Annotated in this window: 25 protein-coding genes and 1 riboswitch; of the genes, 11 read left to right on the top strand and 14 right to left on the bottom strand. The window is 65.3% G+C overall.

The window, feature by feature from the left end:
* Nucleotides 1-3 precede the first annotated feature (3 nt).
* Both CXP40_RS09645 and CXP40_RS09640 read right to left on the bottom strand, forming a co-directional pair.
* Nucleotides 4-747, bottom strand: a complete 744-nt coding sequence (locus CXP40_RS09645) for an ABC transporter substrate-binding protein (protein WP_106733525.1) — start codon at nucleotides 745-747, stop codon at nucleotides 4-6.
* Nucleotides 747-1,592: an SDR family oxidoreductase gene (locus CXP40_RS09640; RefSeq protein WP_106733524.1), complete on the bottom strand. Its 846-nt coding sequence runs from the start codon at nucleotides 1,590-1,592 to the stop codon at nucleotides 747-749. Before CXP40_RS09640 ends, CXP40_RS09645 begins: the two co-directional genes overlap by 1 nt.
* Nucleotides 1,593-1,814: 222 nt before the next feature.
* Between CXP40_RS09640 and CXP40_RS09635 the strand changes: the two genes are divergently transcribed.
* Together CXP40_RS09635 and CXP40_RS09630 are read left to right on the top strand one after the other, a co-directional pair.
* Nucleotides 1,815-2,906 carry an endonuclease/exonuclease/phosphatase family protein gene (locus tag CXP40_RS09635; RefSeq protein WP_106733523.1) on the top strand — a complete coding sequence of 364 codons (1,092 nt, stop codon included), beginning with the start codon at nucleotides 1,815-1,817 and terminating at the stop codon, nucleotides 2,904-2,906.
* A 96-nt stretch (nucleotides 2,907-3,002) separates the two neighbouring features.
* Nucleotides 3,003-3,737: an ABC transporter substrate-binding protein gene (locus tag CXP40_RS09630; RefSeq protein ID WP_106733522.1), complete on the top strand. Its 735-nt coding sequence runs from the start codon at nucleotides 3,003-3,005 to the stop codon at nucleotides 3,735-3,737.
* A 4-nt stretch (nucleotides 3,738-3,741) separates the two neighbouring features.
* On the opposite strand, the gene CXP40_RS09625 is transcribed toward CXP40_RS09630, so the two are convergent.
* A complete protein-coding gene (locus CXP40_RS09625) occupies nucleotides 3,742-4,548 on the bottom strand; it encodes a TlpA disulfide reductase family protein (RefSeq protein ID WP_106733521.1) in 807 nt (268 codons plus the stop codon).
* 7 nt (nucleotides 4,549-4,555) lie between these two features.
* On the bottom strand, nucleotides 4,556-7,090 hold the full coding sequence (hrpB, locus tag CXP40_RS09620; protein ID WP_106733520.1) for an ATP-dependent helicase HrpB: 2,535 nt from the start codon (nucleotides 7,088-7,090) through the stop codon (nucleotides 4,556-4,558).
* 148 nt (nucleotides 7,091-7,238) lie between these two features.
* Between hrpB and CXP40_RS09615 the strand changes: the two genes are divergently transcribed.
* The 5 genes from CXP40_RS09615 to CXP40_RS09595 all read left to right on the top strand — a co-directional run bounded on the left by CXP40_RS09615 (nucleotide 7,239) and on the right by CXP40_RS09595 (nucleotide 10,169).
* Nucleotides 7,239-7,658, top strand: coding sequence for a polyribonucleotide nucleotidyltransferase (locus CXP40_RS09615; RefSeq protein WP_099526226.1), 420 nt, complete (start codon nucleotides 7,239-7,241; stop codon nucleotides 7,656-7,658).
* A gap of 4 nt (nucleotides 7,659-7,662) precedes the next feature.
* A complete protein-coding gene (locus CXP40_RS09610; protein WP_106733519.1) occupies nucleotides 7,663-8,544 on the top strand; it encodes a cation diffusion facilitator family transporter in 882 nt (293 codons plus the stop codon).
* 365 nt (nucleotides 8,545-8,909) lie between these two features.
* Nucleotides 8,910-9,389, top strand: coding sequence for an Lrp/AsnC family transcriptional regulator (locus CXP40_RS09605; RefSeq protein ID WP_004424680.1), 480 nt, complete (start codon nucleotides 8,910-8,912; stop codon nucleotides 9,387-9,389).
* Nucleotides 9,390-9,478: 89 nt separating this feature from the next.
* Complete coding sequence (locus CXP40_RS09600) at nucleotides 9,479-9,697, top strand: DUF2788 domain-containing protein (RefSeq protein WP_003240295.1); 219 nt, start codon at nucleotides 9,479-9,481, stop codon at nucleotides 9,695-9,697.
* Between the two features lie 79 nt (nucleotides 9,698-9,776).
* Nucleotides 9,777-10,169, top strand: a complete 393-nt coding sequence (locus CXP40_RS09595; RefSeq protein WP_106733518.1) for a globin — start codon at nucleotides 9,777-9,779, stop codon at nucleotides 10,167-10,169.
* Nucleotides 10,170-10,386: 217 nt separating this feature from the next.
* Here CXP40_RS09595 and CXP40_RS09590 read toward each other — a convergent pair whose 3' ends face one another.
* On the bottom strand, nucleotides 10,387-10,956 hold the full coding sequence (locus CXP40_RS09590) for a pseudouridine synthase (protein WP_177429649.1): 570 nt from the start codon (nucleotides 10,954-10,956) through the stop codon (nucleotides 10,387-10,389).
* A gap of 173 nt (nucleotides 10,957-11,129) precedes the next feature.
* Between CXP40_RS09590 and CXP40_RS09585 the strand changes: the two genes are divergently transcribed.
* Entirely contained in the window at nucleotides 11,130-12,161 is a 1,032-nt protein-coding gene (locus CXP40_RS09585) for an NAD(P)-dependent alcohol dehydrogenase (RefSeq protein WP_106733516.1), read from the top strand.
* Nucleotides 12,162-12,220: 59 nt separating this feature from the next.
* Entirely contained in the window at nucleotides 12,221-12,664 is a 444-nt protein-coding gene (locus CXP40_RS09580) for an acetyltransferase (RefSeq protein ID WP_106733515.1), read from the top strand.
* On the opposite strand, the gene CXP40_RS09575 is transcribed toward CXP40_RS09580, so the two are convergent.
* Nucleotides 12,654-13,997 (bottom strand): PLP-dependent aminotransferase family protein, encoded by a 1,344-nt coding sequence (locus CXP40_RS09575; protein WP_106733514.1) that lies wholly within the window; start codon nucleotides 13,995-13,997, stop codon nucleotides 12,654-12,656. The genes CXP40_RS09580 and CXP40_RS09575 overlap by 11 nt on opposite strands.
* An 80-nt stretch (nucleotides 13,998-14,077) precedes the next feature.
* On the opposite strand from CXP40_RS09575, the gene CXP40_RS09570 reads away from it, so the two are divergent.
* Nucleotides 14,078-15,049 carry a threonine dehydratase gene (locus CXP40_RS09570; protein ID WP_106733513.1) on the top strand — a complete coding sequence of 324 codons (972 nt, stop codon included), beginning with the start codon at nucleotides 14,078-14,080 and terminating at the stop codon, nucleotides 15,047-15,049.
* Between the two features lies 1 nt (nucleotide 15,050).
* Here CXP40_RS09570 and amn read toward each other — a convergent pair whose 3' ends face one another.
* Nucleotides 15,051-16,583 (bottom strand): AMP nucleosidase, encoded by a 1,533-nt coding sequence (gene amn, locus CXP40_RS09565; RefSeq protein ID WP_177429645.1) that lies wholly within the window; start codon nucleotides 16,581-16,583, stop codon nucleotides 15,051-15,053.
* Nucleotides 16,584-16,650: 67 nt separating this feature from the next.
* Here amn and CXP40_RS09560 point away from each other — a divergent pair, with 67 nt between their 5' ends.
* Nucleotides 16,651-17,379 carry a hypothetical protein gene (locus tag CXP40_RS09560; protein ID WP_106733511.1) on the top strand — a complete coding sequence of 243 codons (729 nt, stop codon included), beginning with the start codon at nucleotides 16,651-16,653 and terminating at the stop codon, nucleotides 17,377-17,379.
* A 9-nt stretch (nucleotides 17,380-17,388) separates the two neighbouring features.
* On the opposite strand, the gene CXP40_RS09555 is transcribed toward CXP40_RS09560, so the two are convergent.
* The 7 genes from CXP40_RS09555 to fhuB all read right to left on the bottom strand — a co-directional run bounded on the left by CXP40_RS09555 (nucleotide 17,389) and on the right by fhuB (nucleotide 26,578).
* Nucleotides 17,389-18,069, bottom strand: coding sequence for an energy-coupling factor ABC transporter permease (locus CXP40_RS09555; RefSeq protein WP_106733510.1), 681 nt, complete (start codon nucleotides 18,067-18,069; stop codon nucleotides 17,389-17,391).
* A gap of 51 nt (nucleotides 18,070-18,120) precedes the next feature.
* Nucleotides 18,121-18,324, bottom strand: a riboswitch (cobalamin riboswitch).
* A 51-nt stretch (nucleotides 18,325-18,375) separates the two neighbouring features.
* Nucleotides 18,376-18,807 (bottom strand): PaaI family thioesterase, encoded by a 432-nt coding sequence (locus CXP40_RS09550; protein ID WP_099526238.1) that lies wholly within the window; start codon nucleotides 18,805-18,807, stop codon nucleotides 18,376-18,378.
* Nucleotides 18,808-18,819: 12 nt separating this feature from the next.
* Entirely contained in the window at nucleotides 18,820-20,469 is a 1,650-nt protein-coding gene (locus CXP40_RS09545; RefSeq protein WP_106733509.1) for an acyl-CoA dehydrogenase family protein, read from the bottom strand.
* A complete protein-coding gene (locus CXP40_RS09540) occupies nucleotides 20,466-21,107 on the bottom strand; it encodes a TetR/AcrR family transcriptional regulator (protein WP_106733508.1) in 642 nt (213 codons plus the stop codon). The genes CXP40_RS09545 and CXP40_RS09540 overlap by 4 nt, the downstream gene beginning before the upstream one ends.
* Before the next feature lie 107 nt (nucleotides 21,108-21,214).
* Complete coding sequence (locus tag CXP40_RS09535; RefSeq protein WP_371916945.1) at nucleotides 21,215-23,599, bottom strand: 7TM diverse intracellular signaling domain-containing protein; 2,385 nt, start codon at nucleotides 23,597-23,599, stop codon at nucleotides 21,215-21,217.
* Between the two features lie 115 nt (nucleotides 23,600-23,714).
* Nucleotides 23,715-24,605 (bottom strand): ABC transporter substrate-binding protein, encoded by an 891-nt coding sequence (locus CXP40_RS09530; RefSeq protein ID WP_106733506.1) that lies wholly within the window; start codon nucleotides 24,603-24,605, stop codon nucleotides 23,715-23,717.
* Nucleotides 24,602-26,578, bottom strand: coding sequence for a Fe(3+)-hydroxamate ABC transporter permease FhuB (fhuB, locus tag CXP40_RS09525; RefSeq protein WP_106733505.1), 1,977 nt, complete (start codon nucleotides 26,576-26,578; stop codon nucleotides 24,602-24,604). Before fhuB ends, CXP40_RS09530 begins: the two co-directional genes overlap by 4 nt.
* Nucleotides 26,579-26,580 lie beyond the last annotated feature (2 nt).

Genomic DNA, 26,580 nt, shown 5'->3' with positions numbered 1-26,580 from the left:
CGCCTACTGGTTCGCCACCACTGGCTGGTAGCGCAGCGCGGCGTTGGCGAGCCATCCTTCATGCAGCAGGGTATCGAGCGCAGCAGCCAGCTCTGGCATACGCGCCAGGCGTTTGCGCGAGAAACCGATATAGAGTTCGGTGCGCGCCTCGGGTTGGTAGGCAGCCTTGGCGATCCGCCCGGCCAGCTTTGGATCGAGCAGGGAATAGTCGACCTGGCAGTCGGTGCCGACCAGGGCATCGATGCGACCACGCGCGAGCATTTCCAGCAGCTGCTGCTCGTTGCTGACGCCAACCTTGTCCAGCGCCTCGTCGCTGTCGAACGGCTGGAAATACACCGACTCCAGAACATAGCCGATCCGCAGCCCGCGTAGCGATGCATAGTCGTTCAATTGCGCAGCCCGCGCCGGGCTCGCGTAGAAACGCGGCGAGCAGGCGTAGTACGGCGCATCCAGGTAACGGATGTAGCGCTCGCGCTCAGGCGTTTTGGCCAGGCCGGTCATCATGTCTGCGGAGCCCTGCTCCAACGCCGCCAGCCCACGCGCCCAGGGGGCGCGCTGCACGTCGAAACGCATGCCGGTGCGGCGTGACAGCTCGTTGAGCAGATCGATATCCAGCCCCTGCAGCTGGCCATCTTCCCTGAGCATGCGAAACGGCGGCCATAGATCGGTCATCACACGCAGCGGCGGCGCCTCATCGGCCCGGCACAACGGCGCCAGCACCAGCAGGATCAACAGCCAGGCACGCATCAGATGCGCCCCTGGTTGCGCGGCTTCAGGCCGGACAGGCGTGGCAGCAGCACGCGCTCGAACAGCCTGGGGAAGAAACGCGCCAGCACCCGCGCGCGCCAATCGACGTTCGACAGCACCAACAGGCGGCGACGCTTGAGCGCGCCCTGGTAGATGGCGTCCGCCACATCCTGCGGCGAGGCGACCTTGCCCATCGCCAGCGGTGCCTGGGCCGCCACCGAGCCGTCGCCGACCAGGGCATTCTTGCGCAGGTCGGTGGCGGTGAAGCCCGGGCACACCAGCATCACGTTCACCCCCGAGCCCTTGAGCTCGTAGCGCAGGGTTTCGAACAAGCCGTGCAGTGCGTGCTTGCTGGCGTTGTAGGCGCTGCGATAGAGCAAGGGCGCGATACCGGACAAGGAACTGAGCACGATGATCTGCCCACGCCGGGCGATCAGGCTGGGCAATGCCGCCTGCGTGCAATGCAGGGCACCGAAATAGTTGACCGCCATGACCCGCTGGAAGACCTCCAGGCTGGTCTCGGCGAACGTGCTGCTGTGGGTGATGCCGGCGTTGTTGACCAGCACGTCGATCCCACCGAAACGCTCGATTGCCAGCGCCACGGCGCGCTGCACGGCCCCGGCATCAGCGACGTCACAGAGCAGGCCGAGCGCTTCGGCGTTGTGATGATCGGCCAGGTGCTGCACCAGGCTGTCCAGCGCCGCCTGATTGAGGTCGAGAATCACCAGGCGCGCGCCCGCCTGTGCCAGGCGCATGGCCAACGCCCGGCCAATGCCAGCGCAGCCACCGGTGATCAGCACCACCTTGCGGTCGAATACCTTGTTGGCAAACACCTTGCGATACATGCACGGCTCCCCAAAGCCCAGTGTCGGCGACGCTGCCGGTCAGCATCCCACATGACGGCCGACGCGCAGCCTATCGAACCTTTCGGCATGGTACTGCAGCCTCTGGCCGCTGTCCCTGGCGGGGCGAAACGGAGCGGGAACCGCTATGCACTGCGCATGCCTGGGCCGATCCGACGCACTCGGGTATCCTCGCCTCCTTCCAGCATAGTCGCCCGTTTCATCATGTCTCTGCATCGTCCGCTTCGCCTGCTCCTGCTCATCGCGCTGCCCTCGCTCGCCGTGCTGCTCGCGTTGGTCTACGCCCTGACCTGGCGCCCGCAACCCCATGAAGAGGCGGCCGTGTCGTGTAGCGGCCAGGTCGCACAACTGCAACCTGGCCAAGCGCTCAAGGTGATGACCTGGAACGTGCAATACCTGGCCGGCAAACGCTACGTGTTCTGGTACGACCTGCCCGGCGGCGATGGCCCGGACGAACGCCCGAGCAGGGAAGACCTGGCCCTGACGCTGGATGAAGTGGTGCGCATCCTGCGCGACGAAAAGCCCGACGTGGTGCTACTGCAGGAGCTGCATGACAACGCCAGGGCCAGCGACTACCAGGATCAGTTGGCCCTGTTACAGGCGCGCCTGGGCGATCTCTACCCCTGCAGCACTCAGGCGTTCTACTGGAAGGCCGGCTTCGTCCCGCACCCGCACATCCTGGGCAGCGTTGGCATGAAGCTCGGCACCCTCAGCCGCTTCCAGATCGCCCGCGCCGAGCGCCTGCAATTGCCCATGCTCGAAACGGATCTGCTGAGCCGTCAGTTTCAACTCAAGCGCGCGCTGCTGGTCAGCTACCTGCCGATTCGTGGTGGTGAAGAGTTGGTAGCGATCAACACCCATTTCGATGCCTTCGCTCAGGGCGCGGACACCATGCAGCGCCAGGTAGAGATGACCGACGGTCTGCTCCAGCAATTGCAAAACAGCGACAAACCCTGGGTGCTGGGCGGCGATCTCAACCTGCTGCCACCCGGTCAGTTTCAGCATCTTCCGGAAGATCAACGTAGCTGGTACGCCGCTGACAGCGAACTGCAGGACCTGGCCCGTCGCTACCCGATGATACCCAGCCTGCAGCAGGCCAGTGGTGACGACCAGGCCAGGTGGTACACCCATTACCCCAATGATCCGGCCGCCAGCGGCCCGGACCGCACCCTCGATTACCTGTTCTACAGCCCACGCCTGACCCCACTCGCCAGCCAGGTTCGCCAACGCGATACCTTGGCCATCTCCGACCACCTGCCGGTCATAGGTCGCTTCTTTCTACCCAGCGAGGAATAACCGAGGCAGGGCTGGACAAATCCACCGAGACTTGTCCATGCTCGGCGAGCACCACTCGATAACAACGAAAAGACGGCGAAGAGCCGCGATACCCGGATGCCAAGACGCTTCTGCCTGATATTCATCGCCCTGCTTTGGTTACACGCCGCCCATGCTGCCGAAACCAGGCAACGCGTTCACGTCGGTTACTACGAGTTTCCACCCTATTCCTATACCGACGCACAAGGCCAGCCCAGTGGCTCGGGCCTGGAGCTGACCGCCCGCCTGCTCGACGAGGCGGGATACCAGGCGGACTTTCGCTCCTACCCCGGCGCCCGCCTCTACGGTGGCCTGCTCGACGGCAGCATCCAGCTCTGGGCAGGCGCATCCGGCAAGCCCGAGCTGGCCGGCCACACTCTGGAGAGCCGACACCTGCTGGGGGAAATCACCCTCAACCTGTACTTTCGCCTCGACACGCCGGCGCCCATCATTCCGGACGAGCTACAGGGCCGTGGGGTGATCATGATCACTGGCTACAGCTACTGGCAGGACGTCAATCAATGGCTGGAAGATCCGGCGCGCAACATCATCCATCACCGCACCCGCAGCCATACCTCGGCTCTGGAAATGCTCCAGCGGCGGCGCGCCGATTACCTGCTGGACTACCGCGCCCCCGTCGAGCAGGCGATGCGCACGCTGGGCATGGACGAACTACCCTTCGTCGAAGTGCAACGCCTGCCGCTGAGGCTGATCTACTCTCGCCATGCACCAGGTGCCGAGCGCCTGCGCGACGACCTGGACAAGGTTTACCAGCGCTTGCAGGAGTCAGGCGAGAACCTGTGGCTGTACTGACCCTTCAATCGCCTCGCAGCCTGGCCAGCGCTCGCTCCAGACTCGCGTGCGACAGCTCGCCGAGATGGCTGCCAATCTGCCGCCCCTCGGCGTCGTAGAACAGCGTGGTGGGCAGTGCACGCGAGCCCACCAGTAGCCCCAGCTTGACCTGTTCGTCGAGCAGCAAATGGCCCAGGCTAAGTTGCTGCGCAGCGATGAACTCGCTCACCAGCCCAGCGCTTTCTCCCTGATTGACGAAAAGAAAGGTGATTGCCGCCTCACGCTGCTGCGCCTGCATCAACACCGGCATCTCACGCCGACACGGTGGGCACCAGGTAGCCCATAGATTGACCACCAACGGCTGGCCCGCGTAGTCGCGCAGATTCACAGGATTACCCTGCATATCCCGCACCTGCAGATCGGGCAGCCGCGTACCCTGCTCCAGCGCCTGCAGCACCAGGCTGCCGCCCAGCCATAGTGCCAGGCCAACACTCATCGCCACCCCCAGCGATCGCCGCAGTTGTGCCCGATGCCAGAGATACCAGGCGCCCAGCATCAGCCCGGCGAGCACACCCGGCCAGGCGATGAAGCCTCCATCACGGATGTCTACCACGCGCCACGGCTCATCGCGGTAGTAACCGGCATACATCAGCACGAAGGTCAGGCGCGCCACCAACAACCCCAGCATCAGCATGCGAAACAACTGACTTTCCGGGTTGCAGCCGTGGCGACGACCGATCAACCAGCCAACTAGTGTGGCCAGCAGCAGACTGCCCAACAGCAGCACATGGGATACACCAAGGGCCAAAGGCCCGATGTTCAGCGTCAGCATCGGCTTCTCATTTTCTTGGCTTGGCCCGCGCAGTGGGCTCGGCAATCAAGGGATCGTCCGGCCAGTAGTGCTTCGGATACCGGCCTTTCAAATCCTTCTTCACATCGATGTAGGTATTGGCCCAGAAGCTGGCCAGGTCCTGGGTCACCTGCACCGGTCTACGCGCCGGCGACAGCAGATGCAGCTTGAGGCCGAGGCGACCACCGGCGATGAGCGGCGTCGCGGCCAGGCCGAACAGCTCCTGCAGGCGCACGGCGAGCACCGGCGGGTTCTCCGTGTAGTCGATGGCGATGCGTGAGCCGGACGGCACGCTCAGAGCACGCGGCGCCAGTTCGTCGAGGCGTTGCGGCAACGGCCAGGGCAGCAGCGTCTGCAGGATCGAAGGTAGGTCGAGGTTGGCGAAATGGCTGAGGCGGTTGACCTTGCCCAGGTATGGCGTCAGCCACTGTTCGAGGCTGGCCAGCAGCGCGGTATCGGACAGATCAGGCCATTCGCTTTGCCCCTGCTGCTGAATGTCCAGCTCGCGCAACAACGCCACACGCGCCTGCCACTGGCGCAGCTCCGGCGTCCAGGGCAGCAGTTCCAGCCCTTTGCGCCGCACCAGGCCGACCAATGCCCGGCCGCGCACGGCCTCATCCAGCGCCGCCAGCGCCTGGCGTTCCAGCACCAGCTCGCCGACCTTGCGCTGACGCTCGGCACGCAGCACGCCCTCGCGCTCGTCCCAGTCGAGCACCTCCAGCGTCTGCACCTGCTCGGCCAACTCCCCAGCGAACAACGCCGGGTCGAGATCGGCAGCCAGGTAGATGCGTTCCTCGCGCTGGCCCTGGCGACTGCCCAGGTCAGCGACCACCAGCCATTCGTGCTTCATCAGGGCATCGGCTTCACCGAACTGCGCCGCGCGGCAATTGGCCAGGCGGTAGTCGGCGCCACCGGCACGGCGCTGCTGGGCGATGCGATCCGGGTAGGCGAAAGCCAGCAGGCAGCCGAGCCAGCGCGGATGCTCGGGGTCGCTCACCGCCTGAGTCACCGGACGATTCTTGATCAGCCCGTGAAACTGTTTCGCCAGTTGCCGCGCGCGCTGCACACCACCTTGGGCACTGCGCGCGGCGTGGCTTTCACCAGATAGCAGGGTTAAGCGGCTGTGCAGATCAGCGCCACCGCCGCGCAGGATATCGCGCTCGGACAACAACGCCGCCAGGTCGCAAGCCAGTGCACCGAGGCCCAGCGCCTGACCGCGCAGCAACAGATGGGCAATGCGCGGATGGCTGGGCAGCTCGGCCATGGCCTGGCCATGAGCATTGAGCGCACCACGCTCATCCAGCGCACCGAGGCGGCCGAGCAGATCCAGCGCCTGGGCGTAGGCGGCGGGCGGTGGCACGTCGAGCCAACTCAGCTCCTGCGGCGTCACGCCCCAGCGCAGCAGTTGCAGGGCCAGACCGGACAGATCGGCCTGAAGGATTTCCGCACTGGAATAGGCGCTGAGCTGCTCGTGCTGCGCCTGTGACCACAATCGATAGCAAGCGCCCGGCTGCAGGCGGCCAGCACGACCGGCACGCTGGGTGGCCGAAGCGCGGGAAATGCGCTGGGTATCAAGGCGCGTCATGCCGCTGGCCGGGTCGAAGCGCGGCACCCGCGCCAGGCCGACATCGATGACCACGCGCACGCCGTCGATGGTCAGGCTGGTCTCGGCGATGTTCGTCGCCAACACCACCTTGCGCTTGCCTGCCGGGGCCGGCTCGATGGCGGCGCGCTGGGCGGACAGTTCCAGCTCACCATGCAGCGGGCAGAGCAGGATATCTTCGCGATCGCTCAGCGCCTCGCCCAGTTGCTCGGCCACGCGGCGAATCTCGGCCTGGCCCGGCAGGAACACCAGCAGGCTGCCCGGCTCGTCGGCCAATGCCTGCTGCACCGTCTGCAGCACACGCGGCTCGATCCACTCGCCGGGCTGAAATGGCGCGCTCCAGCGGATATCCACCGGGAACATACGGCCCTCACTGCGCAGCACCGGCGCATCGCCCAGCAACGCCGACAGACGCTCGCCTTCAAGGGTGGCGGACATCAGCAGCACCTTGAGCGGCGTCTCGCCACTGTCCACCGCGCGGAACATGGCGCGACCGTTGAGCGTCAGGGCCAGGGCCAAATCGGCATCGAGGCTGCGTTCGTGGAACTCATCGAAGATCACCAGGCCAACGCCATCCAGCGCCGGGTCGTCCTGCAGGCGGCGGGCGAGAATGCCTTCCGTGACCACCTCGATACGGGTCTTCGGCCCCACCTTGCTATCCAGACGAATGCGATAGCCAACCGTCTCGCCCACCCGCTGGCCCAGCTCACTGGCCAGGCGCTCTGCGGCAGCACGCGCAGCCAAGCGGCGCGGTTCGAGCATGAGGATGGTTTGCCCGGCCAGCCAGGGCGCGTCGAGCAGTGCCAGCGGTACGCGGGTGGTCTTGCCGGCGCCGGGCGGCGCCTCCAGCACCACTTCGTGGCGGGCGCTCAGTGCATCGCGCAAATCAGGCAGCAGCGAATCGATCGGCAGGGTGTTCATCATTTCTCCACAGCAGGCCGGCGATTATAAAGCAGCCGCGCTGCGGCGAACCGTCAGCGCTGCCGCCGGTCTTATCGACAACCGCTTCAACCCGCGGCTTTGCAATGGCGAACTGCTATAGTTGCGCCACTTTTTCCAGGAGGTGCTCATGCGCACGAAATCCCGTGTCATCGCTGGCGTTGTCGCCGCTACCCTGCTCACTCAACTGACCGCCTGCGGATCGATCTTCTACCCGGATCGTCGTGGCCAGATCGAAGGCAAGATCGATCCGGCGATTGCCGTGGCAAACGCCGTCGGCCTGCTGTTCTATGTAATTCCCGGCCTGATCGCCTTCGCCGTAGACTTCGCCACCGGCGCCATCTACCTGCCCGAAGGCCAGACCGTTCAAGTCGACCCGCAACAGCTGCAGAAGCTGATCGGCGAAGACGGCAAGGTCGACCAGTACGCGCTCAAGACCCTGATCGAAACCAGCACCGGGCACCAGCTGCCGCTCGATGACCCGCGCCTGATCCAGCACAGCGGTAGCGCCGAGCAACTGGCTGCCTACGGCCTGCGCCCGGCTGCCTGAGCCCATGCACAACACGCAGCATGCCAGGCTGATGCGCCTGGCCACCCGCGCAGCGCTGACCGTAGCGCTGACGCTGGTGCTGGCCAAGGCGATTGCCTGGTGGCTGAGCGGTTCGGTCAGTCTGCTGGCCGGCCTCACCGATTCGCTGCTCGATAGCGCCGCCTCGCTGATCAACCTGATCGCCGTGCACTTCGCCCTGCGCCCGGCCGACGAGGATCACCGCTACGGCCACGGCAAGGCCGAAGCCCTGGCCGGCTTGGGCCAGGCACTGTTCATCGGCGTCAGCGCTGTGCTCATAGGCCTGCAGGGCATCGAACGCCTGCAATCTCCGCAACCGCTGGAAGCCGAAGGCGTCGGCATCGCCGTCATGCTGCTGTCGCTGGGATTGACCGTCGCCCTGCTGACCTTTCAACGCAAGGTGGTGCGCGAGACCGGTTCTACCGCGATTCACGCCGACTCGCTGCACTACCGCTCCGACATCCTGCTCAACAGCAGCATTCTCCTCGCCCTGTTGCTGACCCGCTTCGGCTGGTTGCAGATGGATGCGATCTTCGCCATCGGTATCGCCTTCTACATCTTCTGGAGCGCCATCAGCATCGTACGCGGCGCGGTGGCCGTGCTGATGGACGAGGAGTTGCCCAGCGAAACCTCACAGCACATGTACGCGCTGGCCAATGCGGTACCAGGCGTACTGGGCTCGCATGACCTGCGCACGCGCATTTCCGGCACTCGCTGGTTCGTCCAGTTGCACCTGGAGTTGCCGGGCGAGATGAGCCTGTCCGACGCGCATGCGCACTGCGAGGCCGTGGAAAAGGCGATCCACGCGCATTACCCGCGCGCCGAAGTGCTGGTGCACGCCGACCCGCAGGAAGTGGTCCAGCACTGACCGCAAGGTCCTGCCCCGCCTTTCGGCACGCCTCAGGCAACGGAAATTTCAGGCAATAAAAAAGGGGCCTTGCGGCCCCCTCGGGAAATCTGTCCTGTGCTGGCGATGTTGTCGCCGCTTTCCTCGCCCGCCTGGTTGGGCAGTGCGGACCCGGGTGCCGGTGCGGTCCGGTAGGACCGTCGGCGCCGGCTCACCTGGTTGGGCGAGGCCGGTAGGACTTGTCGTCCGGGCCGTGAAACTGAGAGAAAGCTTACGCCCGCCGCGCCGAAATAAGATTGCTAATATTGCTTACAAATTTACCAATTGCGCAATTTACAACTAAGGGAGCACTATCTGGCGCAATCAAATAATGAGCCAGATGAAAAATGGACAAACTCGACCGTTACGACCTGAACATTCTCGCCGAATTGCAGCGCAACGCTGCCCTGTCCAACCAGGAACTCGCCGAACGTATCGGCCTCTCGCCATCGCCCTGCTCGCGCCGGGTCAAGCAGCTGGAAGACGACGGCTACATCACCGGCCAGGTCGCCCTGCTCGACCGCAAGAAGCTCGGCCTGAGCCTGACCGCTTACGTGCTGATCGGCATGGACCGACACACACCCGAGCGCTTCGAACACTTTCAGGATGAAATCCGCAAATGCCCGGAAGTGCTGGAATGCTGCCTGGTGACCGGGATGGATGCCGACTACCAGCTCAAGGTGGTAGTGCCGGATATGGATCATTACCAGAAGCTGCTGCTCGGCACCCTGACCCGTATCGACGGCGTTTCCAGCGTGCGTTCGAGCTTCGTGCTGCAGCAGATTCTGTCCAGCACGCAGTTGCCGTTGCAGCACCTGCGCGACTGAAAGTCGCAGGGTGAAGCGGATCATGCCGCGCCCTGGCTCAGGCGCGTATAATTTTCGCCCTGCGTTTTCCGTCCGAATCACGAGGCACCATGGAAACCGAACAATTTGAAGCCCTGATGATGTACGTCCTGGTGGGCGGCCTGATGCTGTTCATGTTCTTCATCATCTGGGACCTCGCGAAGAAGTCCAAGGCCGGCCGCCTCGGCACCGCCATCCTGTTCCTCGGCCTGGGCCTGTGCCTGTTCGCCTTCCTCGCCAAGCCGATCATCACCTACATCATCGAGACCGCGCGCGGTATTCACGGCTGATCCAGCCAGCCGACGCGACACCTCTGATCGATACCAGGCCGCCGCAAACGCGGCCTGCAGCCCACTCAAGGAGTGACACATGAGCGCCGCCAATCTGGTGATGCAGAGCTATGGACGCTGCTGCGCCAGCCCGGATTTCTTCGACAGTTTCTACCGCCACTTCCTCGCCAGCTCGCCGCTGATCCGCGAGAAGTTCGTCGACACCGACATGAGCGCGCAGAAACAGCTGCTGCGTCAGGGCATTCTCAACCTGGTGATGCACGCCCGCGGCATGCCTGACACCAAGCTGCGCGCCCTCGGCGAATCGCACTCGCGTGAGCGCCTGGACATTCGCCCGGAACTCTACGACCTGTGGCTCGACGCGCTGCTGGCGACCATCAGCGAACACGACAAGGAGTGCGACGCAGACGTGCGCCAGGCCTGGCGTGAAGTGCTGAACAAAGGTATCGCCGTGATCAAGGCCGGTTATTGATGCAGGTCAGGGTCGCCGGCCCGGCCTCTGCGACAAAACGTCCGCTGCGCGGTGCGCCTTACTGATCATCGCAGCCGCCGCCGTTCACCCCCCCTATACCCGTCCAGCGGGAACACGGGAGCAATGGTCGTGACCCTGGTGCGCGCGGCGCACCCTACAGGGCTCCGCCGGCCGTAGGGTGCGCCGTGCACACCAACTTCGCCGACAATGACGCACCCTATGGCAGTAACGCTGGCACCTCACGCCATTGCCCAGGCTGCAGGTCATCGAGTGTCCAGGGGCCGATGGCCACACGCACCAGGCGCAGGGTCGGCAAGCCGACTGCGGCGGTCATGCGCCGCACCTGGCGGTTGCGTCCCTCGCGGATCACCAGCTCCAGCCAGGCGGTCGGCACGCTCTTGCGAAAACGTACCGGCGGGTTGCGCTCCCACAGTTCGGGCTCGTCCAGGCGCCGCGCCTCGGCCGGCAAGGTCAGGCCGTCATTGAGCGTCACGCCGCTGCGCAGCTGCTGCAGCTGCTCGTCACTCGGCTCACCCTCTACCTGCACCCAGTAGGTCTTCGGCAGTTTGTGCTTGGGGTCGGCGATACGCGCCTGCAGGCGACCGTCGTTGGTCAGCAGCAGCAGGCCTTCGCTGTCGCGATCCAGGCGACCGGCCGAATAGACGCCGGGCACATCGACGAAATCCTTGAGCGTGGCGCGGCCCTGGTCGTCATTGAACTGAGTGAGCACATCGAACGGCTTGTTCAGGATCAACAGGCGCGGCTGTGCAGGTGGCGCCTTGGCCACACGGCGTGGGGCGGCAGAACGGCGATTGGCGGGAGGACGAGGGCGCGACATGCAACGGGCTTCGATGAAACTGGGCTGCGCAGTGTAACTCACGATAAGCGGCGTTGATGGTGCTTCCACGGTCTGTCAGAGCAGCTAAGCTGCTGATTCACCCCTGCGATCAGGAGCCACCGATGAGCAACAACGCCGAACTCGCCACCTTCACCGGCTGGGCTGCCACGGCCCCCAAGGCGCCATTGGAACGCCTGAGCTACGACCCCGGCCCACTCGGCGCCGAAGAGGTGGAAGTAGCGGTGGAATACTGCGGCATCTGCCACTCCGACCAGTCGATGATCGATAACGAATGGGGCAATGCGCGCTACCCCTTCATCCCCGGCCATGAAGTGGTCGGCACCATCGTCCGCCTCGGCGAACAGGCGCGCGGCCTCAAGCTCGGCCAACGGGTCGGCATCGGCTGGTACAAGGGCAGTTGTATGCATTGCGGCTCTTGCATGGAAGGCTCGCACCAGCTGTGCCGCTCGGTGAAACCAACCATCGTCGGCAGCCACGGTGGTTTCGCCGACCGCCTGCGCTCGCACTGGGCCTGGGCCGTGCCGCTGCCCGACGGCCTCGACCCGGCGCTGGTCGGCCCGCTGTTCTGCGCCGGTTCCACGGTATTCAGCCCGCTGCTGGAATTCGACATCAAGCCCACCGACCGCGTCGGCGTGGTCGGCATCGGCGGCCTCGGCCACCTGGCGCTGCGCTTTCTCAACGCCTGGGGCTGTGAGGTGACGGCCTTTACCTCGTCATTGAACAAGCAGGATGAAGCCAAACGCCTGGGTGCACACAAGGTAGTGGCTTCTACCGATAGCGCGGCGATGAAGGCGATTGCCGGCACCCTGGATTTCCTTCTGGTCACCGCCAGCGCCGACCTCGACTGGGCCGCCCTGCTTGGCACCCTGCGCGGTAAGGGCCGCCTGCACTTTGTCGGCATCGTGCCCAGCGCCATCCCGGTGCACGTGTTCAACCTGATCCCGCAGCAAAAGAGCCTGTCCGGCTCACCAGTGGGATCGCCGAAAACCATGGCGACCATGCTCGAATTCTGCGCGCGGCATCAAATTCTGCCGCAGGTCGAGCAATTCCCCATGAGTCAGGTGAACGCGGCCATCGACCATCTGCGCAGCGGCAAGGCGCGCTACCGCGTGGTACTAGACGCAAGCAAATGACAGCACGGGCGCAGAGCTGGCATGCTCTGCGCCCTGTTTGATCCAAGATGCCTGCCGTTATGCCGCTGATTCTCGCCCCACCCACCGATGCCGAACTGCCTACCCTGGTGGAAATCTGGGAGGCGGCCGTGCGCGCCACTCACCACTTCCTGCCGGAAGCTGATCTGCAGGTGATCAAACCCTTGCTGCGCGAGCAGTATTTCCCGGCCGTGCAATTGACCTGCGCGCGCGATGAGTCAGGGCGAATACTGGGTTTTCTAGGCACCAGCGAAGGCATGGTGGAAATGCTATTCGTCGACCCCGCCTGCCACGGCCAGGGCGTGGGCAAGCGACTGATGCGCCACGCCATCGACGTGCTGGGCGCCACCCGGGTCGACGTCAACGAGCAAAACCCGCAGGCCGTCGGTTTCTACCAGCACCTGGGTTTCGTCGTGACTGACCGCTCGCGCCTAGACGGAGGTGGGCGGCCCTTTCCTATCTTGCACATGACACTCAAGCGCTAGGCCAGGCCGCCACGATTCCTTCCAGCGCCTGCTTGAGCTCGACCCGGCTGGCTGCCGCGGCGAGGCTGATGCGCACGGCATTTCCCGGATTGGCCTCGACCGCGAACACCTCGGCCGGCACCACCTCGACGCCATGCTGCCGGCACGCCTCGGCCAGACCAGCCGGCGTTGCAGCATCCAGCCATAGATGCGGCGCCACCGCCCTGCCCTGCGGCATGCGCGGCCCGAGCACGCGCGCGGCCAGGCGCCAGCGCTGTTGCAGCTCATCGATCTGCCAGGCCAGGCGCTGTTCGGCGATGCCGCTTTCGATCCATTCACAGCCCAGCGCCAGGCTCAGCGGTGTCACCGCCCAGCGCGTGGCCTGAGCTTCGGGGTCGATACGTTCGAGCAGCTCCGGCGCGCCGGCGATAAAGCCCAGGCGCAAGCCGGGTGCGACGCTCTTGGACAGACTGCTGATCAGCAGGCAGCGCTCAGGCAGCCGCACCGCCAGCGGTGCCTCGCTGCCGAGCACACCGTAGACATCGTCCTCGAGGATCCACAAGCCACGGCGCCGCGCCACCTCGGCGATAGCCACGCGGCGCTCGGCGTCCAGGCTGGCACCGGTGGGATTCTGCAAACAGGGCGTGAACACCGCCACGCGCGCACCTGTGGCACGAGCCAGGCGATCGAGATCATCGGGCAGGATGCCGTACTCGTCCATCGCCACGCCGTGCAGCGGCAGGCGCAATTGACGTGCGGCGGCCTTGATCCCCGGCGCGGTGTAACGCTCCACCAGGATCGGCTCACCCGCCTCGCACAGCGCCAGCAGCGCGGCCGACACGCCCTGCTGGGCACCGGCGCAGAGCAGCAGGCCACCCGGCGCCAACTCCAGGCCGCGTCGACGCAGCCAGGTGGCGCCGGCCAGGTGCGCGCGCTCGACCAGCGCTGCCGACGGGTAGGCCTGCAACGCGTCCAGTTCGCCACGAGCAGCCAGCGCAGCGAGGCTGGCGGAAAGATCGAGGTTGTCCGGGTCATGCACCGGTACGTTGGTCGACAGGTCGATCAGTTCGCCCTGCGCGGCCGGCTGCTTGAGGCGGAACAGGCTCGCCTCGCGGCTGCCGGCGAGCACATAAGTGCCGCGTCCGACCTCGCCGGAAACCAAGTGCCGACGCGCTGCCTCACGGTAGGCAAGCATCACCGTGCTCGGGTTGATGCCCAGCGTCCAGGCCAGACGTCGCTGCGGCGGCAAGCGCTCGCCGGGCTTGAGTTCGCCACGACCAATGGCCGCAGCGATGGCCTCGACCAGTGCCAGGTACGTCGGTAGGGAGCTGTCTTGAAAATCAGGAAGCCACATTGCTTGCCATGCAATATAAAGATTTACCCATACAATGCGCCGCACTAGCATCCGGGTCAACACCACTCGGAGTGCCTGTCATGTTCGACCTCGCCCAACTGCGCCAGAGCGCTGAACTGGTTCACCGCCATATGGCGGCCACGCCGCAACTGGCCTGGCCGCTGCTCGCCCAGCGCCTGGGCTGCGAGGTCTGGGTCAAACACGAGAATCACGCCCCGACTGCCGCCTTCAAGGTGCGCGGCGGGCTGGTCTATATCGACGCCCTGCTGCGTCGCGAACCGCAGGTACGCGGATTGGTCACCGCCACCCGTGGCAACCACGGCCAGAGCCTGGCACTGGCGGCGCGCGCAGCCGGCCTGGCCATTCGCATCCTGGTGCCGCATGGCAACGCCCGCGAGAAAAACGCGGCGATGCGCGCTCTCGGCGCCGAGGTGATCGAACATGGCCGCGACTTCGACGAAGCCCGTGCCGAAGCCGCGCGCATCGCCGAATGCGACGGCCTGCACTGGGTGCCGTCTCTGCATGAGGATCTGGTGCGCGGCGTGGCCACCTATGCCCTGGAGCTGCTGGAGACGGTACCGAACCTGCGCCGGGTGTACGTGCCCATCGGCATGGGCTCGGGCATCTGCGGGATGATCCGCACCCGCGACCTGCTCGGCCTCGATACCGAGATCGTCGGCGTCGTCGCCAGCGGTGCCGACGCCTATGCACGCAGCTTCGAGCAAGGCCGCCTGGTACAGACCGAACGCGCAGACACCCTGGCCGACGGCATGGCCTGCCGCCAGCCGCAACAATTGGCGCTGGACATGATTCGCGCCGGCGCCGCACGCATCGTGCGGGTCGACGACGAGGAAATTCGCGCCGCCATCCGCGCCTACCACGAGGACACTCACAATCTCGCAGAGGGCGCCGGCGCAGCGGCGTTGGCTGCGCTGATGCAGGAGCGTGAGCTCAATGCCGGCCAGCGCGTGGCCGTGGTGCTCAGCGGCGCCAACATCGACCGCGCAGCACTGGCCGAACTGCTGCGTGACGAGGCGCCCGTCGCGGCCTGACTTAGCGGAACGGCGGCTCGTCGAAACTGCGCAACTTGCGCGAGTGCAGCGAATTGAGCTGGCTACGCATCAGCTCCAGCGCGGCGATGCCGATATGCAGGTGCTGGGTTACCGCGCGCTCGTAGAAGGCGCCCGCCGCACCGGGCAGCTTGATCTCGCTGTGCAGCGGCTTGTCCGACACGCACAACAGCGTGCCGTAGGGCACCCGCAGGCGATAGCCCTGGGCGGCGATGGTGCCGCTTTCCATGTCCACCGCCACCGCGCGTGACAGGTTGATCAACGGCCGTTCCTGGGCCCAGCGCAGCTCCCAATTGCGGTCGTCGTAGGTCAGTACGGTGCCGGTGCGCAGGCGTTTCTTCAGTTCGTCGCCCTCTTCGCCAGTGACCAGCTTGGCGGCTTCCTGCAGCGCCTGCTGCACTTCAGCCAGCGCCGGCAGCGGAATATGCGGCGGCAGCACGCGGTCGAGAATGCCGTCGCGGCGCATATAGGCATGGGCCAGCACGTAGTCACCGATGGTCTGCGACTGACGCAGACCGCCGCAGTGACCGATCATCAGCCAGCAATGCGGGCGCAGCACGGCCAGGTGGTCGGTAATGTTCTTGGCGTTGGATGGGCCGACGCCGATGTTGACCAGGGTGATGCCGTGGCCGTCCTCGGCCTGCAGGTGGTAGGCCGGCATCTGGTAGCGGTGCCAGACCACGTTCTCGATGATCGCCTGCATCTCGCCTTCGGCCATACCACGCTCGATCACCACGTTGCCCGGCAGCACCATACGGGTGAAGCGCGAGTCGCCCACCAGCATGTCCAGGCCATGGCGGATGAACTGGTCGACGTAACGGTGGTAGTTGGTCAGCAGGATCCACGGCTGCACGTGGCGCCAGTCGCTGCCGGTGTAGTGCTGGATGCGCTTGAGCGAGAAGTCGGTGCGCGCCGCATCGAACAGCGCCAGGGGCAGCGGATCGATGTTCTCCCAGTCGTAGAGGCCATCGGCGGTGCCGTCGGTGGCGGCGGACAGGTCGGTGCTGGGAAATACGCGCGCCAGCTCGGCGGCGGTCACGCCACTGCCGGCCAGCTCATCGCCGCCCTCGACCACGTATGGGTAAGGAATGTTCTGCTGGCTGCGGCCGACTTCCACACGCAGGGTGAAGTCGTTCATCAATGGGCGCAGCTGCTCCAGCAAGTATTTGCGAAAGGCCGCCGGCTGGGTCACCGTGATGGCGTAGGTGCCCGGCACCTGTACCTTGGCATAGGCGCGCACGGTGGTCGGCACCTCGCCCTGGCACAGGTAGGTCAGGCGCAATTCGGGGTAGCGAAACAGACAGTGCTCGCTGGCATCGGGGCGGATGCGCTCCTTGAGGTAGCGCTTGAGAGCGTGGCTCAGGGCGCCAGTGGCCTCCTGGTGCAACGCGGCGAGGCGGTCGACTGCTTCTTCGGGGGTATGGGCAATGATGAAATCATCTGAGCAGGCTTTCACTGTGCATCTTCCTGACTGAACGTACGCGCCTATCTTGCCTGCATACGGTGACGAAAACATAGCGCGACAGACCTCACATCGCGCTGCCAACGACTAGGCTTGGAGCAATTGCCCAGAGGTCATCTTCATGCGTCGTGCAATCGTTGTGCTGTTGGTCGTGGCCTCGTGCTCAAGCACTCAAGCTGGTGAACTCGATGGCCACTACCGGGCCACGCTCGACGGCCAGTCGAGCGAGCTGATCCTGCGCCAGAACGACACCATGGTGGAAGGCGAGTACGTGGAGAACCAGCATCTACGCCTGATCGTCAAAGGCCGTTACGACGGCAAACTGCTACGTGCCGAGATCAGCGACCCACAGACCGGCCTGCTGCTGGCCAACATGAACGCCACCTATGCCAACGCCATGCTCAACACCAGCATTGCGGCGCGCAATCCCCGCAACGGCGAGGCGCTGGAACGCCAGGCATTGTTCCAGCGCGAAGCCGCAACAACGGCGGCGACGCCTTCCGTCGCAGGCGCTCAGGATTCGGCGCTGGTCGGCACCTGGGTGCACGAGAAGATCATCAACAGCGGCGGCGCCAACTTCGCCTCGTTCAACACCCTGATGACCCTTCAACTGAATGCCGACGGTAGCGTCACGCAGTGGAGTCGCTCGGTCGGCGGCGGCAGCGACTGGAGCTACGACAGCCCCGGCGAGATGCAGTACAGCGGTCACTGGCGCAGCCAGGACGGCATGCTGATGGTGCGCCTGAGTGGCGCCACCGATTATCAACCTGCCGCCTACTACCGCTTCAGCGACCAGTACCTGGTCACCGAGAGCAATACCGGCAAGATGATCTGGCAGCGCCGCCGCTGAGTGACGGGGTCAGGCAGTCTGATGCAGGCGCACGTTGAACAGCGGCCCCTGGCTGAAGCGCGACAGCGCCTTGGCCCCGGCCAGCACACCCAGGTCGATCAGCGGTTCGACCAGGATCACGCTCATATAGGCCAGACCGAAACTGCCCACGGCCGCCAGGTTCTCGCTGGAGAAGCCGTGACCGTAGAAGGCCCAGAACGCAACCCAGGCGACGATGCCGCCCTGATAGGCAGTCGACAGCGCCAGCGCCTGCTTGTAGGAAAGATCGACGTACGCGGTGCCGGGCGCAACGATGCGCTTGGCCAGCAGGCTGATGCCCCACAGCGGGATCAGCAGCGTGGTGACGTTCATGCCGTACTGCGGCAGGTCGAACTGAGCGAACAGCAGCCCCTGCAGCAGCAAACCAGCCGCCAGACCGATGGCTGCGGCACCAGCGCCGAACAGCAACAACAAGGTAGAACCAAGGATCAGGTGCACCTCGGAAACGCCCACCGCATGATGCGGAAACACCTCGAAGAAGCAGAACACCAGCGCGGTGGTCAGCAGGCTGCGCAGCGCCAGGGCGGCGGCACCACCGTTGCTGCGGACGCTGTCCAGGGCGAGTTTGGCGGTCAGGCCGAAAGCGGTGACGGCCGTTGCGTAGCTGAGCAGGATCTTGGCGCCTTCGACGACACCGGGTTCGATATGCATGCGAGTTCCTTTGCCGCGCCCACCGCGCGACGATTCGGATAGAGGGTGGGCGAAACGCCCGTTGTCGATGGCAGGTCTCCTGGCTCACGGCTTGGCACTCCGCCCGCCTTCCCGACCGGAGTCAGTGGCATGAGGGCATCGTTCGCCGCTTACAGTTGCGGGGGCAGCCAGGGCATTGGCGAGATTCGCCGCACCCTGTTCCCTTTTCATCCGCGTCACGTACGTGCACGCAGAACCATCAGCGGCAAGATTACTCGCCTGCCCGGCTAAAAAACAGCGTGCCGGGCAATCACATTCGGGCCTTGCTCAGGCCGGCAGCGTCACCACGGCCATGGTCACCGAAGCCTTGCTGTACAGGCGTTTCTCGCCGTTTTCCTCGCCGAACACCTCGGCCTCGACCACAGTCGCCTGGCGCCCGGCCTTGAGCACCTCGGCGCGGCAGAACAGGCGTTCACTGCGCGCCGGGCGTAGCAGGTTGACCTTGAACTCCAGGGTCAGCACCGTCTGCCCCTCGGCCACCAGCGTCGCGGCGGCAGCACCGGCCGCATGATCGGCCAGAGTGGTCTGTACACCAGCGTGGATGAAACCGTTCTGCTGCAGGTGGCGCGGCTGGATATCCAGCTCCGCCTCGACCCAACCTGGGCCGCAGTCGGTAGCTCGAATGCCCAGGTCGTTGATGAAGTTGGCATCGGCGAAGCCTCGCTCGACCAACTCGCGATAACGCGGATGTGCTTGCATGCGGGCCTCCGGTCAGGCCAGGTGCGGCGTGCTACGCGCCAGCAGCGCCTCGACGTCGACACCGCGTGGCAGGGTGCCATAGACGCGGCCACGGCCATCCAGGCGGCTGGCGATAAAGGCATCGGAGACGGTGGCGTTGCCCGCCTCCAGCAGCAGCTTGGCCTGCAGCGCCACAGCCATGTCTTCGGTGAGCTGGCGCGCGCGGTACTGGATATCGGCGGTATCGGCAAAATCGGCTTTCAGACGCTGGATATGTGCCTTCAGGCGAGCATCGCCATGGCCATCGCCCAGCTCGGCGAACAGCGCATCGAGCACGCCGGGCTCCTTGGACAATGCGCGCAGCACGTCCAGGCATTGCACGTTGCCGGAGCCTTCCCAGATCGAGTTGACCGGCGCTTCGCGGTACAGGCGCGGCAGGATGGTTTCCTCGACGTAACCGGCGCCGCCCATGCACTCGCTGGCCTCGTAGATCATTTCCGGCGCGCGCTTGCAGATCCAGTACTTGCCCACGGCTGTGACCAGACGAGCGAATTTGTCTTCCTGCGCGTCATGCTGGTGGTCGAGCGCGCGCCCCATGCGCATGCACAGCGCCAGCGCGGCTTCGCTCTCCAGCGCCAGGTCAGCCAGCACGTTCTGCATCAACGGCTGGTCGGCGAGCAGCTTGCCGCCCACCTGACGATGCGCGCAGTGGTGCGCGGCCTGGGTCAGCGCCTGGCGCATCAGGCTGCTGGAGCCGACCATGCAATCGAAGCGGGTCATGGCCACCATCTCGATGATGGTCGGCACACCGCGGCCTTCCTCGCCGAGCATCCAGGCGAAGGCGCCGCGGTACTCCACCTCACTGGAAGCGTTGGCCCAATTGCCCAGTTTGTTCTTCAGGCGCTGGATGTAGAACGCGTTGCGCGTGCCGTCCGGGCGGTGACGCGGCAGCAGGAAGCACGACAGGCCCTTGTCGGTGTAGGCCAGGGTAAGGAAGGCGTCGCACATCGGCGCCGAGCAGAACCATTTGTGGCCAACCAGCTCGTAGCCTTGCCCCGGCCCGCCAAGGCCGATGGGATAGGCGCGGGTGGTGTTGGCGCGCACGTCGGTGCCGCCCTGTTTCTCGGTCATGGCCATGCCGATGGTGACGCCGGTCTTCTGCTCCATCGGCAGGTTGCGCGGGTCGTACTCGGTGGCGAGGATCTTCGGCAGCCACTGCTCGGCCACGTTGGCTTGCAGGCGGATGGCGGGCACCGCGGCAAAGGTCATGGTCAGCGGGCAGCCACTGGCGGCCTCGGCCTGGCTGTGCATATAGGTCAGACCGGCGCGTGCGACGTGCGCGCCGGCGCGCGGGTCGGTCCAGGGCAGCGACGGCAGGCCGTGCTCGACCGCCGTACGCATCAGCTCGTGGTAGGCCGGATGGAACTCCACCAGATCGATACGATTACCGTAGCGGTCATGACTCTTGAACACTGGCTTGTTCTCGTTGGCGAGAAAGCCGGCCTGCATCAGGGCACCGCCGGCCAGCGCACCATAGGCGCTCAGGCGCTCGTCTGCCCAGGCGCCGTCATAACGACGAGTCCACTCCTGCAATGGCAGATCGAGGCGATAGAGGTTGGCGCCATCCAGGCTCGGCACCTGGTTGAACACCTCGTGGGTTTCGGCATGCAGGCTGGGTCTCATCGCGTGGGCTCCTCGGCGCCGACGGCGCGCAGGCAAAAGGTGGCAAGGCTGGCGCTGACCTGCGCCAGTTCCAGGGTGGGTTGACCGGCCTCGCGCGCGGCGCGAGCAGGTGGCGACAGAGGGCCGACCAGCGCTTCGGCAATCGCGCCGACCAGGCAGGCCGCCGTCAGACCGATCTGCTCGACGCGAAATTCACCGGCCCCGGCGCCCTCCTCCAACAGATCGATGAACAGTTCGGCATAGGCTTCGCGGTAGAGCAGGCGCTGCTCATCGACCTCCGGGTCGACCGGCTCGGCGATCAGCGCAAAAGCCAGGCGGCGGCTGTGCCAGGCTCGGGCGGCGAACTGCTCAAGACCGATGCGCAGGCGCTCACTGGCGCTACCCGGCCCGCGCAGGGCGGCGGCCAGGGCATCCACTTCACGCTGACTGGCAGCGGCGAAGACCTCGGCGGCCAGTTCGCCCTTGCTACGAAAGTGGCGGTACAGACTGCCCGTGGCGATACCGACATCCTCAGCCAGCGCCTGCATGGTCAGGGCGGCGAAACCACCCTCTGCCACTCGCAGCAAGGCGCAGTCGAGAATGCGCTGGCGCTGCGCCTGATCGCGGTCGAGTCGAGCTTCGGTGATGCGATAAGCCATGGTCTGAATCCTGATTCACTTGCATGCAGTGAATCAGGATTCAGACCATGGCTAAAGGGACGATCCGGCCAAATCTGCCGCTGAATCGGGAATGAGGCTGCGTGGTGTCAGAGCGGAGCGGCGCCACCGGAAACCGTGGCTGGACGGCACAGCACCCAGTCGTGCAGCAGCACGCGCAGCTCCTCGAACTTCACCGGCTTGGCCAGGTAATCGCTCATCCCTGCGGCCAGGCAGCGTTCGCGGTCACCGCTGTGGCTATGGGCGGTGATCGCCAGCACCGGCAGTTCGGCGCACCCCGGCAGGGCACGCAGTGCGCGGCAAGTGGCGAAGCCATCCATCACCGGCATCTGGCAATCCAGCAGCACGGCATCGACGCTTTCACTGCGCAGCAGCTCCAGCGCTTCGGCACCGTTGTCGGCGGTACGCACGCGGTAGCCCAGCTTGAGCAGCATGCCGCGGGTCACCAACTGGTTGATCGCGTTGTCCTCGACGATCAGCACCGTGCACTGCTGCGCCTGGCGCTGCACCGTTCCGCTCTGCGCACGCGGCGGACGCACGATCGGCGCCGCCTGCTGCTGCGGCAACGTCAGCGGTACGTTGAGACGAAAACGGCTGCCGAATCCGGGCTGCGACTCATGGCTGAGGCTGCCGCCGAGCAGGTCGACCAGTTGCCGGCAGATCGCCAGGCCAATGCCCAGGCCGCCATATTTGCGGGTCATGGACCCGTCGAGCTGATGGAAGCGCTGATACAGATCGCCCTCATGAGCGAAGCCAATACCGCTGTCGCAGACCAGCACGCTCAGCGGCAGGTTGCCACCCACACTATCAGCACGGCCGACCTGCAGCGTCACACCGCCCTCGCTGGTGAACTTGATGGCATTGTCCAGCAGGTAGCCCAGTGCCTGAGCCAGCTTGGCGGCGTCCCCCTCCAGCGTATCGGGCAGGTTGTCGTCCAGTTCCAGGGCGAAGGTCAGTCCCTTGTCCTCAGCGCGCGGCGCGTACTGGGCACGCAGGCCATCGAACAATCCACGCAGGCTGAACGCCTCACGCCGCGGATAAAGCTTGCCGGCCTGCAGTTCGGTGAGGGCGAGGATATCGTTGACCATGCGCATCATGTCGCGCGCGGAGGTCGCGGCGGTCTTCTGGTACTGCTCCAGCTCGATGTCCATCTTCACCGTCTGCATCAGCTCCAGCGAACCAATCACGCCATTCATCGGCGTGCGCAGTTCGTGGGTGACGGTGGCGAGGAACTCGTCCTTGAAGCGGTTGCTGTCGGCCAACTCCTGGTTCAACGCTTCGAGCTTGCGTCCGGCCTCCTGGAGGATGCGCGTGCGCTCTTCCTTCATCGCGTTGATGCGATCAGCCAGGGCCAGCGAAAGCAGGCCCACTTCCAGAGCCGAGCCGATCTGGCTGGCGTACATGGTGAGAAAGACATTGGGCAGGTGCCCCAGCACCATCAACGTATTTACGATGCCGCCGACGAGGAACGCCGTCCAGGCGAAGATGAAATAGCGCGCCACGCGCATGCCGCGCAGCCAGGCGAGGATGCCGGCGGCGAAGATCACCACGGTGAACAGCAGGGCCAGGTAGGTGGCCAGGCGCAGCGCGGTTGCGTAACTGATGCACAACGCCAGGACCATCACCACGGCGCCGCAGGCCATCAGCAGCAACAACAGACGGTCGACCCAGGGACTGTGTTCCGAGGTATGCAGGAAGCTGCGCGCGAACTGGCAGCCGAACAGGGCGGCTGAGCCGATCATGAAGGGCGTGGCGGCGTTGGCCCACCAGGGGCTGTTGGGCCAGAAGTACTCGATGCCGGCACCGTTCACCGATATCTGGTAAAGGCCGAACGAGGCGATGTAGAGGATGTAATAGAGGTAACTGGGGTCGCGGACGCTGAGGAAGATGAACAGGTTGTAGACCAGCATCACCAGCAGTACGCCGTAGATGATACCGAGCACATAGATGCGCCCCGGCTGCTCCTCCAGATAGGCATTGGGTGCCCACAGGGTCAGCGGCGCCTGGATCGAGCCCTGGCTTTCCAGGCGCAGATAAATGCGCTTTTCCTGGTTTGGCTCGAGGTTCAACTCGAAGAGGTAGTTGTTCTGGCGGATCTGCCGACTATCGAAGGGCAAGGCGTCGCCAGTGCGTTGAGCCAACGCGAAGCCGCCCGCTTCATCCGGCAGATAAAGTTCCAGGTGATCGAGCGGTGGGTAGGCCAGTTCCAGCAGCCAGTTGCGCGCGCCCGGCGCCTGCTGCGGCAAGTAGTGCAAATCCAGCCGCAACCAGAATACCGAACGCGAATAGCCGGCATTGAGCACAGGCTTGTCATGCAGGCGGAAGCTGCCTTGTACAGCCGGCGAGGCGATATCGTCGATGCTGGCATCGCCACGCACGTCTTCGAACACGTACATGCTCTGCCCCAGCGGCAGGGCGCGAGTCTGCTCGTCGAAGGTAACAGCGCCCACGAGCGAAGGAAGAACGATGCTCATGATGAGCAGGAGCAGCCGGTACATACAACTCCAGAACCCTGTCGAACGACGCCCAGGCCCCCATTAGCCCATCAGATGGCGTCGCCACGCACGGCAGACTTATATTCTAATCGCTCTACTCTAGGGGCTGTTGGGGCGCTTTTCCAGATTCAGACGGCAGTTTAAGCAGCGCCTCACCTATCGCCTCAGCCAGGTACTGCAGGGAAAACACCCCGCCGTAGGTCCAGGTCGAAGGCATCGCGGCGAAGCGCTGCTCGCGCACGAACGGCATGGCCTGCCACAGCGGTGAGGCGAACAACTGCGCCTCTTGGGGGAAGGGTTCGATATGCAGCACCACGCCCTGCTCGATACGCCCCAGGGTAGTGATCGGCACCTGAGTGATGCCCCAGGGGCTCGGCGGCAGGTCCAGTGCCGGCTGCAGGCCGAGCAGCGCCAGCGCATGTTGCGGCATGGAGTTGGGGCCGTTGATGAAGGCGGCGGTCGGCGACGAGAAGCGAATCACCGTGACGGCCGGCAAGTGCTCTGCGTAATGGGCCTGCAGCCGCTCACGCCATTGCGCCAGATAGACGTCCATCGCCTGCAGGCGCTGCTCGGCCAACGCCTCGCGCCCCAAGGAGCGCGCCAGGTCGAGAAACGCCTCGCGCTGCACCTGCTGATTGTCGTGCTGCTGGCTGAAGCCCTGATACACCTGTACCGGCGCGATACGTTCGAGCAACGGGCGAATGTCCTCCAGCACCGGTGGAATGACGATCAGCTCAGGCTGTAACTCGGCCAGCAACTCGAGGTTGGGCTCCAGGCGCGAACCGCTCGACGGCACGCCCTCAGGCAGCGTCGGCCTTACCACCCAGGCGCGGTAGTCACCGGCATCGGCCACGGTCAACGGCGTCACATCGAGCATCAGCAGATGCTCTGTGGCCTCCCAGCTCAGTGCAGCGACCCGTGGCGCATCACTCGCCCAGGCGGGCGTCAGCCACAGCAGCAGCAAGCCGAGCAACCAACGCTTCACGTCAACCTCCCACGGATCAACAAGAAGACGAAGTAACCGCCACACAGCACCGAGGCGACAATGCCAACCGGAATCTGCAGCGGGAAGATCAGGGTGCGGCCAACCCAGTCCGCCAGCAGCATCAGCACCGCGCCCAGCGAGGCCGCAAGCAGCAGTTGCGGCAGTACCCGGCGCGCACCGAGCATCACCGCGATATGTGGGGCCAAAAGCCCCAGAAACGCCACAGGCCCGAGCAGGCTGGTGACCAGCGCGCACAGCAGCGCCACCAGCACCAGCAACGCCAGACGCAAGCGCGGCACGTCCAGGCCACGGCTGGCGGCTACCCCGTCGCCGATGCCGATCAGCGTCAGGGCGCGCTGAAACAGCAGCGCCAGCGCGCCGAACAGCAGCACGCCCAGCGTCAGCCCCAAAGCCTGTGCCGGTGTGGCGCGATAGGTGGAGCCAGCCAGCCAACCGAGCAACGCGAACGAGTCGCCACTGCCCTTGGCCAGCACGAACTGCAGCGCCGCGTTGAGCAGCGCGCCCAGGGAAATCCCCAGCAGCGCCATCAGCGCTGGTGAGTAGCGATGACGCCGCCCCAGCAGCATCAACACCGCCAGCACCGCCAGACTGCCGACGAAGGCCGCCAGCGGCGCGACCGCGCCTAGCAGCGCACCACCGAAGACGATCAGCGCCAGCATCACCGCCAGCGTGGCCCCGGCGGATAGGCCGAGAATATCCGGGCTGGCCAGCGGGTTACGCAGCAGACGCTGCAGCAGCAGGCCGGAAATCGCCAGGCCGGCGCCGGCCGAAGCAGCCGTGAGCACACGCGGCCAGCGTAGCGACCAGACCAACGCCGACGGCCACTCCAAACGCCAGCCATCGATACCACGCGCCAGCCCGAGCGCCACGGTAAGCGCCAGCAGCGCAAAGACCGCCAACCACAGCGCACTGCGCCAACCGAAGTGCTCGGCGCCGCGCGGCAGTTGTAGGCCACGCGGATCTTCCGCAGCCAGGTGGCGGCGCGCCAACCACAACAGCACTGGCGCCCCGATCAATGCGGCGGCAGCACCACTGGGCACTAGTTGGCCACTAAGCCGATTGGCCAGCAGTGCCAGGGCGTCGGTGCCGAGCAGCAGCAATGCGCCAAGCAGCGCGCTGTAGAGAAGCTCGTCTCGCGCGGTGCGGGCGCCGAGCATTTTCGCCATGTTCGGTGTGAGCAGGCCGATGAAACCGATCAGGCCGACCGCCGTGATCGACACCGAGCACAACCACAGCGCTGCCAGGAACAGCACCAGCATCACCGGCCACAGCGCCAGGCCACGGCCCTGGGCAGCATCGCCGCCAAGCTGCAGCAGGCTCAACGGCCGCGGCGCCAGGATCAGCAGCGGCAGCGCCAGCAACAACTTGGGCCACAGCCACTGCACCCAGTGCCAGTCGATCTGCGCCAGATCACCCGCACCCCAGACGAACAACCCCTGGGTGTACTGGTTGTTGATCAGCACCAGCCCGGCAGCCAGGGCGCCGAGCAACAGGTTGATGGCCATGCCACCCAGCACCAGCGGCAGCCCGCCAATACCGCTGCGCCCGGCAATCAGCAGCACCAGGCCGACTGCCAGCAGCGCACCGAGCAGCGCCGCCCACTGCCCGTGATCGGCCGCGAAGGTCGGCACCAGCAAGGTGGCCAGCACCAGCCCGAGCCAGGCCCCGGACGAAGCGCCGATAGTCATGGGCGACACCAGGCGATTTTGCGTGATCTGCTGCAGCAGGCTGCCGGACAGGCCCAGCGCAGCACCCGTCAGCATCGCCATGCTCAGCCTGGGTAGAGCCGACAGTTGTAGCTGCAGAAACTCGAAGCTGTGCTCGGCAGAAGCAAGCATCGCCCACAGTTCGAATGGAGCGAGATCGGCCGCCAGCCACAGGTGCAGGAGTGCCAGGGGCAGCAGCGCGAACAGTGTCAGAAGGTGGCGTGACGGCGCCGAGACTACCGCCATGC

This window comes from Pseudomonas sp. YY-1, assembly GCF_002843095.1.
In the GTDB taxonomy this organism is placed as follows: domain Bacteria; phylum Pseudomonadota; class Gammaproteobacteria; order Pseudomonadales; family Pseudomonadaceae; genus Aquipseudomonas; species Aquipseudomonas sediminis_A.
This window is presented reverse-complemented; position numbering and strand designations above follow the sequence as displayed.